The 14,310-nt window shown below is 66.8% G+C and carries 16 protein-coding genes; 5 read left to right on the top strand and 11 right to left on the bottom strand.

The window, feature by feature from the left end; translation table 11 throughout:
* Positions 1–62 precede the first annotated feature (62 nt).
* Entirely contained in the window at positions 63–641 is a 579-nt protein-coding gene (locus MXAZACID_RS08350) for a recombinase family protein (RefSeq protein ID WP_039885228.1), read from the top strand.
* A gap of 364 nt (positions 642–1,005) precedes the next feature.
* On the opposite strand, the gene MXAZACID_RS08355 is transcribed toward MXAZACID_RS08350, so the two are convergent.
* The 5 genes from MXAZACID_RS08355 to pcaD are packed head-to-tail and all read right to left on the bottom strand — an operon-like array spanning position 1,006 to position 4,638.
* Entirely contained in the window at positions 1,006–2,073 is a 1,068-nt protein-coding gene (locus MXAZACID_RS08355) for a 3-carboxy-cis,cis-muconate cycloisomerase (RefSeq protein ID WP_008493819.1), read from the bottom strand.
* A gap of 4 nt (positions 2,074–2,077) precedes the next feature.
* On the bottom strand, positions 2,078–2,707 hold the full coding sequence (gene pcaG / locus MXAZACID_RS08360; RefSeq protein ID WP_008493820.1) for a protocatechuate 3,4-dioxygenase subunit alpha: 630 nt from the start codon (positions 2,705–2,707) through the stop codon (positions 2,078–2,080).
* A gap of 3 nt (positions 2,708–2,710) precedes the next feature.
* Positions 2,711–3,454, bottom strand: coding sequence for a protocatechuate 3,4-dioxygenase subunit beta (pcaH, locus tag MXAZACID_RS08365; protein ID WP_008493821.1), 744 nt, complete (start codon positions 3,452–3,454; stop codon positions 2,711–2,713).
* Entirely contained in the window at positions 3,447–3,851 is a 405-nt protein-coding gene (pcaC, locus tag MXAZACID_RS08370; protein WP_008493822.1) for a 4-carboxymuconolactone decarboxylase, read from the bottom strand. Before pcaC ends, pcaH begins: the two co-directional genes overlap by 8 nt.
* A complete protein-coding gene (gene pcaD / locus MXAZACID_RS08375) occupies positions 3,844–4,638 on the bottom strand; it encodes a 3-oxoadipate enol-lactonase (protein ID WP_008493824.1) in 795 nt (264 codons plus the stop codon). The genes pcaC and pcaD overlap by 8 nt, the downstream gene beginning before the upstream one ends.
* A 105-nt stretch (positions 4,639–4,743) precedes the next feature.
* Between pcaD and pcaQ the strand changes: the two genes are divergently transcribed.
* Positions 4,744–5,682 (top strand): pca operon transcription factor PcaQ, encoded by a 939-nt coding sequence (pcaQ, locus tag MXAZACID_RS08380; protein WP_008493825.1) that lies wholly within the window; start codon positions 4,744–4,746, stop codon positions 5,680–5,682.
* On the opposite strand, the gene pcaF is transcribed toward pcaQ, so the two are convergent.
* The 3 genes from pcaF to MXAZACID_RS08395 are packed head-to-tail and all read right to left on the bottom strand — an operon-like array spanning position 5,683 to position 8,232.
* Entirely contained in the window at positions 5,683–6,885 is a 1,203-nt protein-coding gene (gene pcaF / locus MXAZACID_RS08385) for a 3-oxoadipyl-CoA thiolase (protein ID WP_008493826.1), read from the bottom strand.
* Positions 6,882–7,523, bottom strand: coding sequence for a 3-oxoacid CoA-transferase subunit B (locus tag MXAZACID_RS08390; protein WP_008493827.1), 642 nt, complete (start codon positions 7,521–7,523; stop codon positions 6,882–6,884). The genes pcaF and MXAZACID_RS08390 overlap by 4 nt, the downstream gene beginning before the upstream one ends.
* 1 nt (position 7,524) lies before the next feature.
* On the bottom strand, positions 7,525–8,232 hold the full coding sequence (locus MXAZACID_RS08395; RefSeq protein WP_008493828.1) for a CoA transferase subunit A: 708 nt from the start codon (positions 8,230–8,232) through the stop codon (positions 7,525–7,527).
* A gap of 73 nt (positions 8,233–8,305) precedes the next feature.
* On the opposite strand from MXAZACID_RS08395, the gene MXAZACID_RS08400 reads away from it, so the two are divergent.
* The 3 genes from MXAZACID_RS08400 to MXAZACID_RS08410 all read left to right on the top strand — a co-directional run bounded on the left by MXAZACID_RS08400 (position 8,306) and on the right by MXAZACID_RS08410 (position 11,464).
* On the top strand, positions 8,306–9,103 hold the full coding sequence (locus MXAZACID_RS08400; protein WP_008493829.1) for an IclR family transcriptional regulator C-terminal domain-containing protein: 798 nt from the start codon (positions 8,306–8,308) through the stop codon (positions 9,101–9,103).
* 9 nt (positions 9,104–9,112) lie between these two features.
* Positions 9,113–10,507, top strand: coding sequence for an MFS transporter (locus MXAZACID_RS08405; RefSeq protein WP_008493831.1), 1,395 nt, complete (start codon positions 9,113–9,115; stop codon positions 10,505–10,507).
* A 144-nt stretch (positions 10,508–10,651) separates the two neighbouring features.
* Positions 10,652–11,464 carry an IclR family transcriptional regulator gene (locus MXAZACID_RS08410; RefSeq protein WP_008493833.1) on the top strand — a complete coding sequence of 271 codons (813 nt, stop codon included), beginning with the start codon at positions 10,652–10,654 and terminating at the stop codon, positions 11,462–11,464.
* 19 nt (positions 11,465–11,483) lie between these two features.
* Here the strand turns inward: MXAZACID_RS08410 and MXAZACID_RS08415 are convergent, their stop codons facing one another.
* The 3 genes from MXAZACID_RS08415 to MXAZACID_RS19725 all read right to left on the bottom strand — a co-directional run.
* The gene (locus tag MXAZACID_RS08415) at positions 11,484–13,169 is read right to left on the bottom strand and encodes an FAD-dependent oxidoreductase (RefSeq protein WP_008493834.1); all 1,686 of its coding nucleotides are present in this window, start codon (positions 13,167–13,169) and stop codon (positions 11,484–11,486) included.
* Positions 13,166–13,981 (bottom strand): sugar phosphate isomerase/epimerase, encoded by an 816-nt coding sequence (locus tag MXAZACID_RS08420; RefSeq protein WP_008493835.1) that lies wholly within the window; start codon positions 13,979–13,981, stop codon positions 13,166–13,168. Before MXAZACID_RS08420 ends, MXAZACID_RS08415 begins: the two co-directional genes overlap by 4 nt.
* 1 nt (position 13,982) lies before the next feature.
* Positions 13,983–14,310: shikimate dehydrogenase (locus tag MXAZACID_RS19725; RefSeq protein WP_008493836.1), on the bottom strand; the 328-nt coding region annotated here is incomplete at its 5' end.

A 14,310-nucleotide genomic window follows, 5' to 3' on the forward strand; every position in this document is an offset into this window, starting at 1 on the left:
GGTCTCTTCTTCGACTACGCGCCCATAGGCCTGAGAATGTTAATTCGATTATGGGACAGCAAATGAGCAAAATTGGGTATGCCCGCGTGTCAACGGATGAGCAAAATTTGAGCCTTCAAATCGACGCTCTGAAAGCCGTTGGGTGTGAGAAAATTTTCTCTGATCAAGGCATCTCGGGAAGTCTCGCAAGTCGACCAAACCTCAACCGAGCTCTCCGAACCTTAAGGCCCGGAGACAAGCTCGTCGTATGGCGTCTCGACCGGCTAGGCCGGTCTCTGGTCAACCTGATCCAGCTGCTCGATCAACTGGGAGAGAAGGGGGTCCGGTTTCATTCTCTGAATGAGAATATTGACACCACCTCGTCGGGTGGCAGACTGGTTTTTCACATGATGGCCGCTCTGGCCGAATTCGAACGCACTTTAATCAGTGAGCGGACCCGCGCCGGCATGGCTGCCGCGAGGGCTAAAGGTAAACATGTGGGGCGTCCCCCGTCATTAACTCATGAGCAGTGCCTCGACGCGATGCGGTTGATCAAGTACGAGAATCACTCGCTCAAATCTGTTGCAGAACGTTACAATGTTACTGCACACACACTGCTCCGCCGGATCAATTTGGAAATCAAACAAAACGAATGTTGCTGATTAACAACGTTTATGTTGTTACGGCCCTTATGCTGTTGAGCGCCCGTCACCTCGATCAGCGATAAGCGCTGCTGCCTTTGGCCGGGGGGATAGGAGTTCGCGGGTACCTTTGGAGCCGTTGCTCTGGCCTTCAGTGAGCCGCGGCGCTCTTGCTGATCGCCTCAATTGAGGTTGAGTGGCGAGCGCTCTGCGCCGCGGCGGCGTAGGCAAGGAAGCCGCGGGCGGTCCCGCGCGGCAGACGCGATTTGATCATTTGAATATCCCTGTTGAGTCGCCGGGTATCCAGTGGCCGTAAATGGCAGGCGAAAGGCAGGGACGTGCAGTTTTAACGACGATCACCGGCGCCAGGATCTTCATTTACATCTCAAGCACGATCATCGCCGGGCTTGGCCCGGTCGATGAAATGCAGCCGCGCAATCAGCCCCAGCCCGGCTTGCAGCGCCGCCCCGGTGGCGCAGACCAGCTGCGGCAGCACCAGCCATTCCAGCGTCCAGGCAGCGCCCGAACGCTCATTCTCATGCACCAGCGCCTGGTTCAGCGTCCCCGCCAGTCCGCCGGCAAAGCGCGCCAACGCCACCAGATGCTCCGCCGTCACCGGATTCACCTTATGCGCCATCGCCGAGGACGCGCCGCCGCCCTCGATCTTCAGCGCCCCATTCTCGCTCTGCGCCAAAATCGCCGCATCCTGGCCGATCTTGCCCAGCGCCCCGGCGATCATCGCCAGCAGCGCGCCGAACGCCACGATATTATCCCGCGCCGTATGCCAGCATTGCGCATCGCCCAGCCCCAACCGCGCCGCCAGCCTGGCCGCCACGGCATCTGCCGCCGCCCCCAGCTCCGCGCGGTTGCCCACCGGCCCGCCGAGCTGGATCACCAGCAGATTTGGGGCCAGCTCCGCAAGCCGGGCCAGATGCCGGTGCAAAGGCTGTTCCCAGCTCGCGATCTTGTCGCGCGCCAGGATCGGCAGAGCCGCCTGCATCCGGGTCTGCCCCATCAGTTGCACCGCGCCCTGCGCCGCGCTCAAATCTTGCAGCGCTGCGATCAAAGCCGTCAGCCGCGCCGCGAGGATGCTCAGAACCGGCTTCAGCCTTATCGTCAAAGCCGTATCCGTCACATCCTGGCTGGTCGCGCCCAGATGCAGCGCCTTTTGGTGCTCAACAGGCAGCGTCTTTCGTAGCGCTGCGACAAAGCTTGGCCCGAGCACCCCATCCTTGAACAGCCCGGCCCGCAGCGCCGCCTCGTCCGGGGTGAATTCCGCGCAGGCTTGCGCGATGGCCTGCGCCGCCGCGCCAGAGATCATCCCCGCCTCGGCCTGGGCGGCGGCCAAGGCGGTTTCGAACGCCAGCATGGCCCGCAGCTCCGCCGCGGGGGCGAAGAGCGGGGCCAGCTCAGCATCGTCGATCAGGGCAGAGGTGAGGGGCAGGGCGGTCATGGGGTCAGATATCGAAGAAAATCGTTTCTTTGTCGCCCTGCAAATGGATGTCGAAGCGATAGACCGGCACGCCATCCTCCTCACCATCCCGCGCCGCCACCAGCGTCGCCAGCCGCGCCCTCAGCTCGAAGCGGGTAAAGATCGGGTCGGCCTCGTTCGCCGCCGCCTCATCCGGGAAATACATCCGTGTATGCAGTCCGATATTGATGCCGCGCGCGACGATCCAGAGTGTCACATGCGGCGCCATCTTCCGCCCATCGATGAAGGGCACGGCGCCGGGCTTGATCGTCTCGAACCGGTAAATGCCGGAGACGCCATCCACGGGCTGGCGGAACCAGCCGGGGAAATTGGGGTCCGCCGCGCCGCGATGCTCACCCCGGCTGGGATAGAGCCCGTCCGCATCCGCCTGCCAGAGCTCCAGCAGCGCATCCCTCAGCACCGCCCCGGAGCCATCGAAGACCTGGCCGGTGATGATGATGCGCTGCCCATTGGCCGCGGCCGGGCAGGGGGCCAGGCCCAGATCCTGCGCGTAGACATGGTTGATGCCGATGAAATTCGGTGTGGTGCCGATATGCACATAGGGTCCGGCGGTCTGGGACGGGCTTTCTTTCAGCCGGCTCAGCGATTGCACCATGGCTCAGTTTCCTTCCATGCGGTTTTCGAACATCGTCGAGCGGCGGCCGCGCAGCACGATGTCGAATTTATAGGCCAGCGTGTCCATCGGGATGGTCGCTTCGCGGTCCAGCGCCGCCACCAGCTGCGCCACCGCCGCCTTATCGGGGATGCCCATGACGATCGGGCATTGCCAGATCATCGGGTCGCCCTCGAAATACATCTGGGTGATCAGGCGCTGCGCGAAGGCATGGCCGAAGATCGAGAAATGGATATGCGCCGGGCGCCAGTCATTCACCCCGTTCGGCCAGGGATAGGCGCCGGGCTTGATGGTGCGGAACCAGTAGCGGCCTTCCTCATCCGTGATCGAGCGCCCGCAGCCGCCGAAATTCGGGTCGATGGCGGCGAGATAGCTCTCCTTCTTGTGCCGGTAGCGCCCGCCGGCATTGGCCTGCCAATATTCCAGCAGTGCGCCCGGCACCGGCCTGCCATCCTCGTCCAGCACCCGACCATGCACGATGATGCGCGGGCCGATCGCATCGCCGGTGGTGGCGTAATTGCGGATCAGGTCGTTATCCAGCTCGCCCAGCATGGCATGGCCGAAGACCGGCCCGGTCATTTCCGAGAGCGTGTTGTTGAGCGAGAGCAGCGCGTGTTTCGGGCTGCGCAGCACCGAGGTCTTGTAGTTCGGCGTGAAGGCGGGCGGGTGCCAGGCGCGGTCGCGCTGGTAGAAGCCGCCATTATGGTTTGGCGCGGGGGCGTTACGCATTTCTGTCCTCCTTTGGCGCCGCCATTTCGGCATAGGCCTGGGCGGCGATCTTGAATGCGTGGTTGGCGGCGGGCACGCCGGCATAGATGGCGACGTGCAGCAGCGCCTCCTTGATGTCGTCCATGCTGGCCCCGGTATTGGCGGTGGCGCGCACATGCATCGCCACCTCGTCATGATGGCCAAGGGCCGCCAGCAGCGCGATGGTGAGCATCGAGCGTTCGCGCAGGGGAATGGTGCCGCGCGACCAGACATTGCCCCAGGCGGCCTCGGTGATCAGCTCCTGGAAATCCGCATTGAAGGGCGTGGTGTTGGCCACCGCCACATCCACATATTTGTCGCTCAGCACCTTGCGGCGCGTCTTCATCCCCTGGGTGTAGCGGGGGGAGGGGTCAGGCATTCAAATGCTCCTCGAAATGCCGCGCCAGCAACGCCAGCAGCGCGGCGGGCTGTTCGGCGGGGGGGATATGGCTGCAATGTTCAATCAGCTCGAAGCGCGCGCCGGGAATGCGCGCCGCCGTCGCCTGCACCAAAGCGGGCGGGGTGGATTGGTCGCCATCACCGCAGACCACGAGGGTCGGGGGGCGGATGGCGGCGATTTTGTCGGTCAGATCCGCCGCGCGCAGCGCCGCGCAGGCGGCGGCGTAGCCGTCATTCGGCGTGCCGCACAGCATCTGGATCCAGCCCTGCAGCTCCACTTGCCTTTCGGCATGGAAGGCGGGGGTAAACCAGCGCTCCATCACCGGCCCGGCGATGCTGGCCAGGCCGTTTTCCGTCACCGCCTTGATGCGGGCATTCCAGCTCGCATCATCGCCGATTTTCGCAGCGCTATCACAGATGACCAGGGCGGTAAGGCGCTCCGGCGCCTTCAGCGCGATCTGCTGGGCGATCAAGCCGCCGATGGAGAGCCCGACAAAGGCGAAGCGCGCCAGCCCGAGATGATCCGCCAGCGCCAGCGCGTCATCCGCCAGCATCGCAATGCTGTAGGGGCCGGGGGCGTTTTCCGAGAGGCCGTGGCCGCGCTTGTCATACAGTACCACCCGGTAGCGGTCAGAGAGGGCATGGGCGATTTCGTCCCAAAGCCGGCAATCCGTGCCGAGCGAGTTGGCGAAAATGATCGCCGGGGCGTCGGCCGGTCCGGCCTCGCGCCAATGCAGCCGCACATTATTCAGCTGGGTGAATGCCATGTTTCGTTTCCTCCTGGGCGCGTGGCCCCGTTGCGATTGACTAAAATACTTTCAGAGTTTCATGTAAAATGAGATATTTCACATAAACCATAACCTGGGGGTTATATGCCAAATCTGCGTGGCGAAGGGCTCGACCCCCGCATCAAGCTGCGTCACCTTAGCGTGTTTCTGGAAGTGGTGCGTACGGGCAGCGTGGTCCAGGCGGCTTCGGCGCTGGGGCTGACCCAGCCGGCCTTGTCCAAGACCATCGCCGAGCTGGAAGAGATATTGCAGGTCAAACTTTTCGACCGCGCCGGCCGCAAGCTGAGCCTGACCAGCTTTGGCGAGGTGTTCCAACGCTATGCCGGCGCCAGCCTGACGGCGCTGAAGCAAGGCATGCGCTCGATGGCGCAGGCCCGTGACGATCAGGCGGCGGCGTTCTCCATCGGCGCGCTGCCCACCGTCTCGGCGCGTATCCTGCCGCGCGCGGCGGCGCGGTTCATGGCGCAGGGTCTGGGGTTGAAGCCGCGCATTGTCACCGGGCCGAACGGCTATCTGCTCTCCCAGCTGCGGCTGGGGGAGGTGGATCTGGTGATCGGGCGGATGGCGGAGCCGGAGATGATGCGCGGCTTTGCCTTTGAGCATCTGTATGAGGAGGCCATCGCGCTGGTGGTGCGGCCGGCGCATCCGCTGCTGAAATCGCAGCGCTTCGATTTGGCGGCGATTGCCAATTACCAGCTTTTGATGCCCCCGCCCGGCTCGATCATCCGCCCGACCGCGCAGCGTTATCTCACCGCACATGCGCTGGGGCCGTTCGCCGGGGAGATCGAGACCATCTCCGACAATTTCGCCCGCGCCTATGTGCGCGCCTCGGATGCGGTGTGGATCATCTCCGAGGGGGTGGTGGCGGAGGAGCTGGCGCATGGGTTTCTGGCAAGGTTGCCGGCGGATACCAGCGCGACGCTGGGGCCGGTGGGGCTGACCACCCGCACGGATGTGCAGCCCTCCTTGCCGGCCCAGCTTTTCGCCCAATCCGTCCGCGAAGCGGTGGCGGCGCTGGGGTGATCAGACCCGCTCCAGCGCCAAGGCCAGCCCCTGGCCGACGCCGATGCACATGGTGACCAACGCGCGCTTGGCACCGCGCACCTCCATGCCATGCACCGCCGTCATCGCCAGGCGCGCGCCCGAGCAGCCGAGCGGATGGCCCAGCGCGATGCCGCCGCCATGCGGGTTGAGATGCTCCGCCGCCGGGTTGACGCCGAGCTGACGCAGCGAGGCGATGACCTGCGAGGCGAAGGCCTCGTTGAATTCGATCAGATCGAAATCATTGATGGTCAGCCCGAGTTTCGCCATCAGCTTGCGGCTGGCCGGCACCGGGCCGATGCCCATCACATCAGGCTCCACCCCGGCCGTCGCCATGCCGAGGATGCGCGCGCGGGGGGTGAGGCCGTGTTGTCTCGCGGCCGCTTCGGAGGCGATGATCATCGCCGCGGCGCCGTCATTCACGCCCGAGGCATTGCCGGCGGTGACGGTGCCATCGGCGCGGACGATCGGCTTCAGCTTCGCCAGCCCCTCCAGCGTGGTCTCGGCGCGGGGATGCTCATCGACGCTGATGCTGACCTCGCCTTTTTTGCTTTTCACGATCACCGGGGTGATCTCGGCGGCGAGATAGCCGCTGGCTTGCGCGGCGGCGGCGCGCTGCTGCGAGCGCAGGGCGAATTCATCCTGCTCCGCGCGGGTGACGCCAAAGCGCTGGGCGACGTTCTCGCCGGTCTCGGGCATCGAGGCGGTGCCGTACATCTGGTGCATTTTCGGGTTGACCAGCCGCCAGCCGACCACCGTGTCCTCGATTTTCATGTCGCGGGAGAACGGGGTGGCGGATTTCGCCATCACGTAAGGGGCGCGGCTCATGCTCTCCACCCCGCCGGCGAAAGCGAGATCGATCTGCCCGGTGATGATGGCGCGCGCGGCGGTGCCGACCGCATCCGCGCCGGAGGCGCAGAGCCGGTTCATGGTGGTGCCGGGAATGCTTACCGGCAGCCCGGCGAGCAGGGCGGCCATGCGGGCGACATCGCGGTTATCCTCGCCGGCCTGGTTGGCGCAGCCGAAGATCACCTCGTCGATCGCCTCGACATCGAGCTGGGGGTTGCGGGCGATCAGCGCGGCGATGGGGATGGCGGCGAGATCGTCCGTGCGGGTGGTGGCCAGCCCGCCGCCGAATTTGCCGATCGGGGTGCGGATGGCGTCGCAGATGAAAGCCTCGCTCATGCCGCCACCTTCACCGGCGCGGCGGTGCGGGCCTGCACCTCTTCGGCGGTGATGCCCGCCGCCAGCTCCACCAGCGTCAGCCCACCATTGATCTTGTCGCAGGCCAGCACGCAGATATCGGTGACGATGAGATCCACCACCCCGGTGCCGGTCAGCGGCAGGTCGCATTTTTCCTTGATCTTCGGCGAGCCATCCTTGGCGTTATGGTCCATCACCACGACGACGCGCTTGACCCCGGCGACCAGATCCATCGCCCCGCCCATGCCCTTCACCATCTTGCCGGGAATGGTCCAGTTGGCGATGTCGCCTTTGTCGGACACTTCCATGGCTCCCAGTACCGCCATGTCGATATGGCCGCCGCGGATCATCGCGAAACTGTCGGCGGAGGAGAAGAAGCTGGAGCTGGGCAATGTGGTGACGGTCTGCTTGCCGGCATTGATCAGATCCGGGTCGGCCTCGCCCTCATAGGGGAAGGGGCCGATGCCGAGCAGGCCGTTCTCGCTCTGCAGCGTCACGTTCACGCCCTCGGGGATGTAGTTTGCCACCAGGGTCGGGATGCCGATGCCGAGATTGACGTAGAAACCATCCTGCAATTCACGCGCGGCGCGGGCCGCCATCTGTTCACGGGTCCAGGGCATGTCAGGCGGTCTCCCTCTTGCGCTCGGTCAGTTTCTCGATGCGCTTTTCATTGATCGTGCTCTTGATGATGCGGTCCACATAGATTCCGGGCGTGTGGATATTTTCCGGGTCGAGACTGCCAACCGGGACGATCTCCTCGACCTCGGCAATGGTGATCTTGCCCGCCGTGGCCATGTTCGGATTGAAATTGCGCGCGGTCTTGCGATAGACCAGATTGCCCGCCTCATCCGCCTTCCAGGCTTTGACGATGGCGAGGTCGGCTTTCAGCCAGGTCTCGCGCACATAGGCGATGCCATCGAATTCCTCGACCGGCTTGCCCTGCGCGACCACGGTGCCGACCCCGGTGCGGGTATAGAAGGCCGGAATGCCCGCCCCGCCGGCGCGGATGCGCTCGGCCAGCGTGCCTTGCGGGTTCAGCTCCAGCTCCAGCTCGCCGGAGAGGTAGAGCTGCTCGAACAGCTTGTTCTCGCCAACGTAAGAGGAGATCATCTTCTTGATCTGCTTGTTGTTGAGCAGCATCCAGAGGCCGAACCCGTCGGCGCCGCAATTATTCGAAATCACCGTGAGGTTTTTCACCCCGGCATCCCGGATCGCCGGGATCAGGCTTTCGGGGTTGCCGGAGAGGCCGAAGCCGCCGGACATGATCGTCATCCCGTCAAACAACACGCCCTTGAGGGCGGCTTCAGGACTCGCGTAGATTTTTTGCATATTTCCTCTTGCGTCCAATCCCGGAATAACCGATTATCGGTTAAACTGTTCGTTAATCGGAGATATCGCGCCAATGGCTGAGGAAGTCAAGGAAAAAGCAGAGGCGCTCGATCCGCGCTTCATGACCTCGCTGGCGCGCGGGCTGGAGGTGTTGGCGGCGTTCGAGGGGCAGGAGGGGTTGAGCGTCACCCAGGCGGCGAAGCTGACCGGGCTGCCGCGCTCGGCGGTGGGGCGCTGCCTGTTTACGCTGGAGCGGCTCGGCTATGTGGCGGCGGAGGGGACGAGCTACCGGCTCTGCCCCGGCGTGCTGCCGCTGGGCCGGGCCTTTCTGCTGGGCGACAGCCTGGCGCGGGCCGGCCAGCCGGTGGTGGAGGCGCTGCGCGACCGGCTGGGGGAATCCAGCTCGCTGGCGATGTTCGATACGCGCAGCCGGCACCGCGCGGTGCTGTATGTGTGCCGGGCGGAGACGATGCGCATCATCTCGGTGCCGCTGCTGATCGGCAGCATGTTGCCGAGCTATTGCACCTCCAACGGGCGGGTTTTACTGGCTGCCCTCACGCCGGACGCGCTGCGGGCCTATCTGGCGGGGGCGGAGCTGGCCGCGCGCACGGCCAAGACCCTGACCAACACGCAGGCGCTGCAGGCGGAGCTGGCGCGGGTGCGCGACCAGGGCTGGGCGATGACGGATGGCGAGCTGGAGCCGGGGCTGCGCTCCATCGCCGTGCCGGTGCGCGGGCCGGACGGGCAGGCGCTGGCGGCCCTCAACCTCGCCACCCAATCCGCGCATCGTGACCAGGGCTGGCTGCTGCACACCGCCTTGCCGGAATTGCAGGCGGCGGCGGCGCATCTGGGGCGGGTGGCGTTTCGGTAGGGGGTAAAGATGCAGGCCGAGCCGCCGCCGCGGATCACCATCCTGGCTCTGCTGGTGGCCGGGACGAATTTCATGGAAAATCTGGACGCCACCGCGATCACCCCGGCGGTGCCGCAAATGGCGCGCAGCTTCGCGGTGCGGCCGGTGGATCTGAATAGCGGCGTCAGCGCCTATATGCTGACACTTGGCATTTTCATGCCGATCAGCGGCTGGATGGCGGAGCGCTTCGGCGCGCGCCGGGTGTTCGGGCTGGCGATCGCGCTGTTCACCCTGGCCTCGCTGCTCTGCGGGCTGGCGCGCGGGCTGGATGAATTCGTGCTGTTGCGCATCCTGCAAGGCGTTGGCGGGGCGATGATGACGCCGGTGGGGCGGCTGGTGGTGCTGCGGGTGACGCCGAAGGCGCGGCTGATCGATATTTTCGCCTGGCTGGTCTGGCCGGCCTTGGTGGCGCCGGTGCTGGGGCCGCCGCTGGGCGGGCTGCTGGTGGACCATGGCGGCTGGCGCTGGATCTTCTACCTCAATTTGCCGCTGGGGGCGGTGGCGTTCGGGCTGGTCTGGTGGCTGGTGCCGGATACGCGCGGGCCGCATCCGGCGCGGTTCGACAGGCGGGGCTTTCTGCTGTCCGGGCTGGCGCTGGTCTGCCTGCTGACGATGGCGGAATTGTTCAGCCGCGCGCGGATCCCCTGGCGGGAGGTGGCGGCCTTGGGGTTCGCCGGGGGCGTGCTGCTGGCCGCCGCCCTGCTGCATATGCGCAACCATGCCGCCCCCTTGCTGGATCTGTCCGTGCTGCGGGTAAAAAGCTTCGCGGTGACCATTCTCGGCGGCAGCCTGTTCCGGATGAGCGTGGGCGCGGTGCCCTTCCTGCTGCCGGTGATGTTCCAGATCGGGCTGGGCTATGACGCGTTCACCGCCGGCACCCTGCTGATGGCGGTATTCGCGGGCAATCTGCTGATCAAACCGGCGACGACGCCGATCCTGCGGCGCTTCGGGTTTCGCAATGTGCTGATCTTCAACGGGCTGCTCAACGCGCTGGCCCTGGCCTGTTGCGCCGGGCTGGGGCGGTTCATGCCGCTGCCGGTGATCTGCGCGATTCTGTTTCTGGGCGGGGCGACGCGTTCGATGCAGTTCACGGCGTTGAACACCATCGCCTTCGCGGATGTGCCCCAGGCGCGGATGGCCGGGGCGAATACGCTGTTTTCCACCGCCGCGCAGCTGGCGATGGGCCTTGGCGTGGCGGTGGGGGGCATCGCCTGGCGGCTGGGCGAGGCGCTGGCGCCGGCGGCCCCGGCCTGGCCGTTCCGCATCGCCTTCCTGGTGGTGGCGCTGCTGGCGCTGCTCGGGGTGCTGGATTGCCTCTCCCTGCCGCGCGGGGTGGGGGCGCATGTCAGCAAGGGAAAAAACTGAGGGTTCAAGCCGCTGGGTCTGGCGGTTCTGCGGCCAAGTGGCATATCGGAACTTGGTTTTATGATAGAATGAAGATCAGGATTTGCGGCTGTCCGTCGGCGCTTGCGATTGCCAGCCGGGCTTAAATTTGGAAAGGAGCGGGCCATGTCCGCCGTGCTCGACCGTGCCCTGAATATTCTGGAATGTCTCGCCCACAGCCCGGGGGGGCTGCAGCTTTACGTCATCGCCGAGCGGCTGGACATGCCGCGCAGCGCCACCCACCGGCTGCTCGCCGATCTGGCCCGGCTCGGCTATGTCGAGCAGGATCCGGTTTCGGAAATCTACCGGCTGACGCTGAAGATTTCCGCGATGGGGCAGGTTTTCCTGTCGCTGAACGGGATTCTGGATATCGCCCAGCCGATCCTGGAGGCGCTGGCGGCGAAGGCGGAGGAGCTGGTGCGGCTCTCCATCGTCAGCGATGAGCGGCTGACCTGGGTGGCGCGGGCGCAAGGGGCGCGCACCGGCTTTCGCTACGACCCTGATGCGGGGGCGCAGGCGCATCTCGCCTCCACCTCCTCCGGCCATGCCTGGCTGTCCACCATGTCCGACGAGGAGGCGGTGCGGCTGGTCAGCCTGCAGGGCTTCGGCGATCCGCGGCAGCTCGGGGTGAACGCGGTGATGACGGTGCAGGCGCTGCTGCAGCGTCTGCAGGTGGCGCGGCGCGATGGCTATGCGCTGGTGGTGGAAAGCTCCGCCCCGGGCCTGTCGGCGATTTCCACCCCGGTGCGGACCCGGGAGGGGACGCGCACCATCGGCGTGCTGAGCATCGCCGGCCCGTCCCTGCGTCTGCCGGAGGAGCGGCTGCGGCAGCTGGCGCCGGACCTGCTGGCGGCGGCGGCGGAGCTTTCGGCGGCCAGCCTCGGCTCCGCCTATTTCGGCGGTACCTGGCGGCTGGGCCAGGAGGCGGCGCCGGGCTGAGAGGCTTTGCGGCAGCCTGCTACAGCGCGCCGGTGAGATGGGTGGCGGCGGCGTAGGCGAAGGCGAGGCCCGGCCCGATGGTGATGCCCGGCCCTGGATAGACGCCGCCCATGACCGACTGCATGTCGTTACCCACCGCGTACAGGCCGGGCAGGGGCGTGCCGTCCTTGCGCATCACCTGGGCATATTCATTGGTGACCAGCCCGGTGGCGGCGCCGATATCGCCGGGCAGCAGCCGCACCGCATAGAAGGGCGCGGTGGCGATGCGGCCGAGATTGGGGTTGGGGCCGTGCGCGGGGTCGCCATTGACGCGGTGATAGGCGCTGGTGCCGCGGCCGAATTCCGCGTCCACCCCGCTCGCGGCATAGTCATTCATCCGGGCGACGCTGGTTTGCAGCCCTTGCGCGTCGATGCCGAGCCTGCCGGCGAGGGCGGCGAGGCTGGGGGCTTCGACCAGATAGCCATCCGCCAGAAACGGCTTCAACCCGCGCCCGCCGGGGCGCACCATGCCCAGCCCGTATTTGCGCAAGGCGGTGGCATCCGCGATCAGGAAGGCCGGGATGCTGGGGCTGTGCCGATGCGCCGCATACATGGCGCGGGTGAAGAGATGGTAGGAGGTGGCTTCGTTGACAAAGCGCCGCCCCGCCGCGTTCACCACGATGGTGCCGGGCTTGCCGCGATCGAGCACGAAATGCGGAAAGACGGCGAGGCTGCCATCCGCGCGGCGGCGGGTGGAAACCGGGGCCCAGAAGGCATTGTCCAGCGCGCCCTCGCCATAATGCGCGCCCAGCGCCAGCGCCATGTCGTGGATGCGGCCGGTATGGCCGGGGGCGCCAGGGGAATAAGCGGCGGTCGGCTGGGGCAGCATCTCCGCCCGGCGGGTGGGGTGGCGGTTGAAGCCGCCGCTCGCCATCACCACGCCGCGCCTTGCCGTGATGTCGTATATGCGGCCGTTCTGGCGCAGTTTGATGCCGGTGACGCGGCCGTTTTCGGTGAGCAGCGCCTCGGTCTCGGCCTGGGTGACGATCTCCGCCCCCGCCGCGTCCAGCGCGGCCAGCAGCCGGCCGATCAGCGCGTTGCCCATCACCAGCCGGGTGCCGCGCTTATGGGTGAGGCGGTCTATGCCGTAGCGGCCAATGAGTTTGGCGGCGTAGAGGAAGCTCTCCGGGTTTTTCGTCATCTTCAGCAGATGCGCGATGTCGTCGCGGTCGATCATCAGCCCGCCGAGAATGGTGAATTCCGGGATGGGCGGGCGGATCAGCGCCAGGCGCTTGCCGAGGGCGCGCCCATCGAAGGGCAGCGGCTCCAGGGCGCGGCCGCGCAGGCTCGCCCCTGGCGCGTCCTGGATATAATCAGGGTGCAGCGGCCGGGCGCGCAATTGCACCTGAGTCTCGTTCTGCAGCCTGGCGATGGCTTGCGGCCCCCAGCGCAGAAAGGCCTCGCGCATCGCCGCGCTGGCATGGGTGCCGACCGTCTCGTTCAGGAATCTCCTGGCCTGGTCGATATCGTCCGGCGGCGCGCCGACGCTGGCGGCGAGCGGCGAGCCCGGCACCCAGATGGTGGCGGCGGAAAAGGCGCTGGTGCCGCCGAGATGCGCGGTGCGCTCCACCAGCAGGGCGGAGAGGCCATTGAGCCGGGCGAACAGGCAGGCGGCCATGCCGGCGGCGCCGGCGCCCAGCACGATGACATCGTAGGCGGATTTCATGCGAAAGCCTCCTCCGCCAGTTTCTTCGAGGCGGCCAGGCAATCCTTCGCCCAGTTCAGCGGCCCGCGCGCCGGGGCGAGGCGGATATTGGGCATCTCGACACTCAGCGGCAGATCGGCCGGCAGGGCGCGGAGCATGCCGGTTATGTCGATGCCGCCAGTGCCGGGGAGCAGACGCTCCTGCCGGGCGGTGTGGATGAGGCCCTCGACCGTGGCGGGGATTTCGGCCGGGGCATCGCAGATCTGGGCGTAATGCAGCAGCCCGCGCGGGATTGCCGCCACGGCGGCCGGGCCGCCGGGGCTGCGGGCGTAATGCAGCGCATCCACCAGAATGCCGGCATTGGCTGGCTGGCCGGCTTGCTCCACCAGCCGGCGCGCGGCGGCGATGTCCGGCACCGCGGTCCAGGGCATGAACTCGAGATCGGCGGTGAGGCGGCGCGCGGCGGCGGCGGCGCAAAGCGCGGCATAGCTGGCGGCGAGGCGGGAAGGGTCGGGATCGTCCCCCGCCAGCAGCACGGCGCGCGCGCCCAGCGCGGCGGCGGCGTCCAGAAATGGCAAAGCCGGCTCGATCTGGAAATCCGGGCCGAGGCGAATGATCTCGACATCGAAGATCTCAAGGCCGGTCGCCCGCAGGCGCGCCTGTGTCTCGCGCAGCAGCGCCGGGCTGGCGGCGAGATCATAGAACAGGCCGCCGGGTGCGGCGGGGCGCAGCCGCAAGCCGGCATGGCTGTAGCCGGCGGCGGCGGCGGTTTCCACCAGCGCGGGCGGGTCCAGCTCCAGCAGGGTGAGATGGGCGAGGGCGTAGCGGCGCATCTCAGGCCTCCCGGTTTTGGTGGCCGGGCGGCGTGTAGAAATCCAGCATCAGCGCGCACACGCCGTTGAACATCTCCACCCCGGTGCGGGTGCGGCAGCCTTGCGCGCGGGCGGCTTGCAGGAAGGGGGTTTCCTCCGGAGCGGTGATCACGTCGGCCGCGACCATCGCCGGGGAGAGGCGGGTGATGTCCACCGGCAGCGGGTCATCGGCGCGCATGCCGGCGGGGGTGGCGTTGACGACGATGTCGAACCCGGTGGGGTCGGCGCTGCCGGGGCAGGTGCGGCCATTGGCGGCGGGGGCGAGCAGGCTGAGCAGCGCCGCGCGCCGG

Source organism: Acidocella sp. MX-AZ02, from assembly GCF_000306035.1.
Taxonomy (GTDB): Bacteria; Pseudomonadota; Alphaproteobacteria; order Acetobacterales; family Acetobacteraceae; genus Acidocella; species Acidocella facilis.

Bases quoted from the DNA above. Each gene is read 5' to 3' on its own strand.
- MXAZACID_RS08355 (WP_008493819.1), bottom strand. From the start codon at position 2,073: ATGACCGCCCTGCCCCTCACCTCTGCCCTGATCGACGATGCTGAGCTG.
- MXAZACID_RS08405 (WP_008493831.1), top strand. From the start codon at position 9,113: ATGCAGGCCGAGCCGCCGCCGCGGATCACCATCCTGGCTCTGCTGGTG.
- MXAZACID_RS08410 (WP_008493833.1), top strand. From the start codon at position 10,652: ATGTCCGCCGTGCTCGACCGTGCCCTGAATATTCTGGAATGTCTCGCC.
- pcaC (WP_008493822.1), bottom strand. From the start codon at position 3,851: ATGCCTGACCCCTCCCCCCGCTACACCCAGGGGATGAAGACGCGCCGC.
- MXAZACID_RS08390 (WP_008493827.1), bottom strand. From the start codon at position 7,523: ATGCCCTGGACCCGTGAACAGATGGCGGCCCGCGCCGCGCGTGAATTG.
- pcaQ (WP_008493825.1), top strand. From the start codon at position 4,744: ATGCCAAATCTGCGTGGCGAAGGGCTCGACCCCCGCATCAAGCTGCGT.
- pcaF (WP_008493826.1), bottom strand. From the start codon at position 6,885: ATGAGCGAGGCTTTCATCTGCGACGCCATCCGCACCCCGATCGGCAAA.
- MXAZACID_RS08415 (WP_008493834.1), bottom strand. From the start codon at position 13,169: ATGAAATCCGCCTACGATGTCATCGTGCTGGGCGCCGGCGCCGCCGGC.
- pcaG (WP_008493820.1), bottom strand. From the start codon at position 2,707: ATGGTGCAATCGCTGAGCCGGCTGAAAGAAAGCCCGTCCCAGACCGCC.
- MXAZACID_RS08350 (WP_039885228.1), top strand. From the start codon at position 63: ATGAGCAAAATTGGGTATGCCCGCGTGTCAACGGATGAGCAAAATTTG.
- MXAZACID_RS08395 (WP_008493828.1), bottom strand. From the start codon at position 8,232: ATGCAAAAAATCTACGCGAGTCCTGAAGCCGCCCTCAAGGGCGTGTTG.
- pcaD (WP_008493824.1), bottom strand. From the start codon at position 4,638: ATGGCATTCACCCAGCTGAATAATGTGCGGCTGCATTGGCGCGAGGCC.
- pcaH (WP_008493821.1), bottom strand. From the start codon at position 3,454: ATGCGTAACGCCCCCGCGCCAAACCATAATGGCGGCTTCTACCAGCGC.
- MXAZACID_RS08400 (WP_008493829.1), top strand. From the start codon at position 8,306: ATGGCTGAGGAAGTCAAGGAAAAAGCAGAGGCGCTCGATCCGCGCTTC.
- MXAZACID_RS08420 (WP_008493835.1), bottom strand. From the start codon at position 13,981: ATGCGCCGCTACGCCCTCGCCCATCTCACCCTGCTGGAGCTGGACCCG.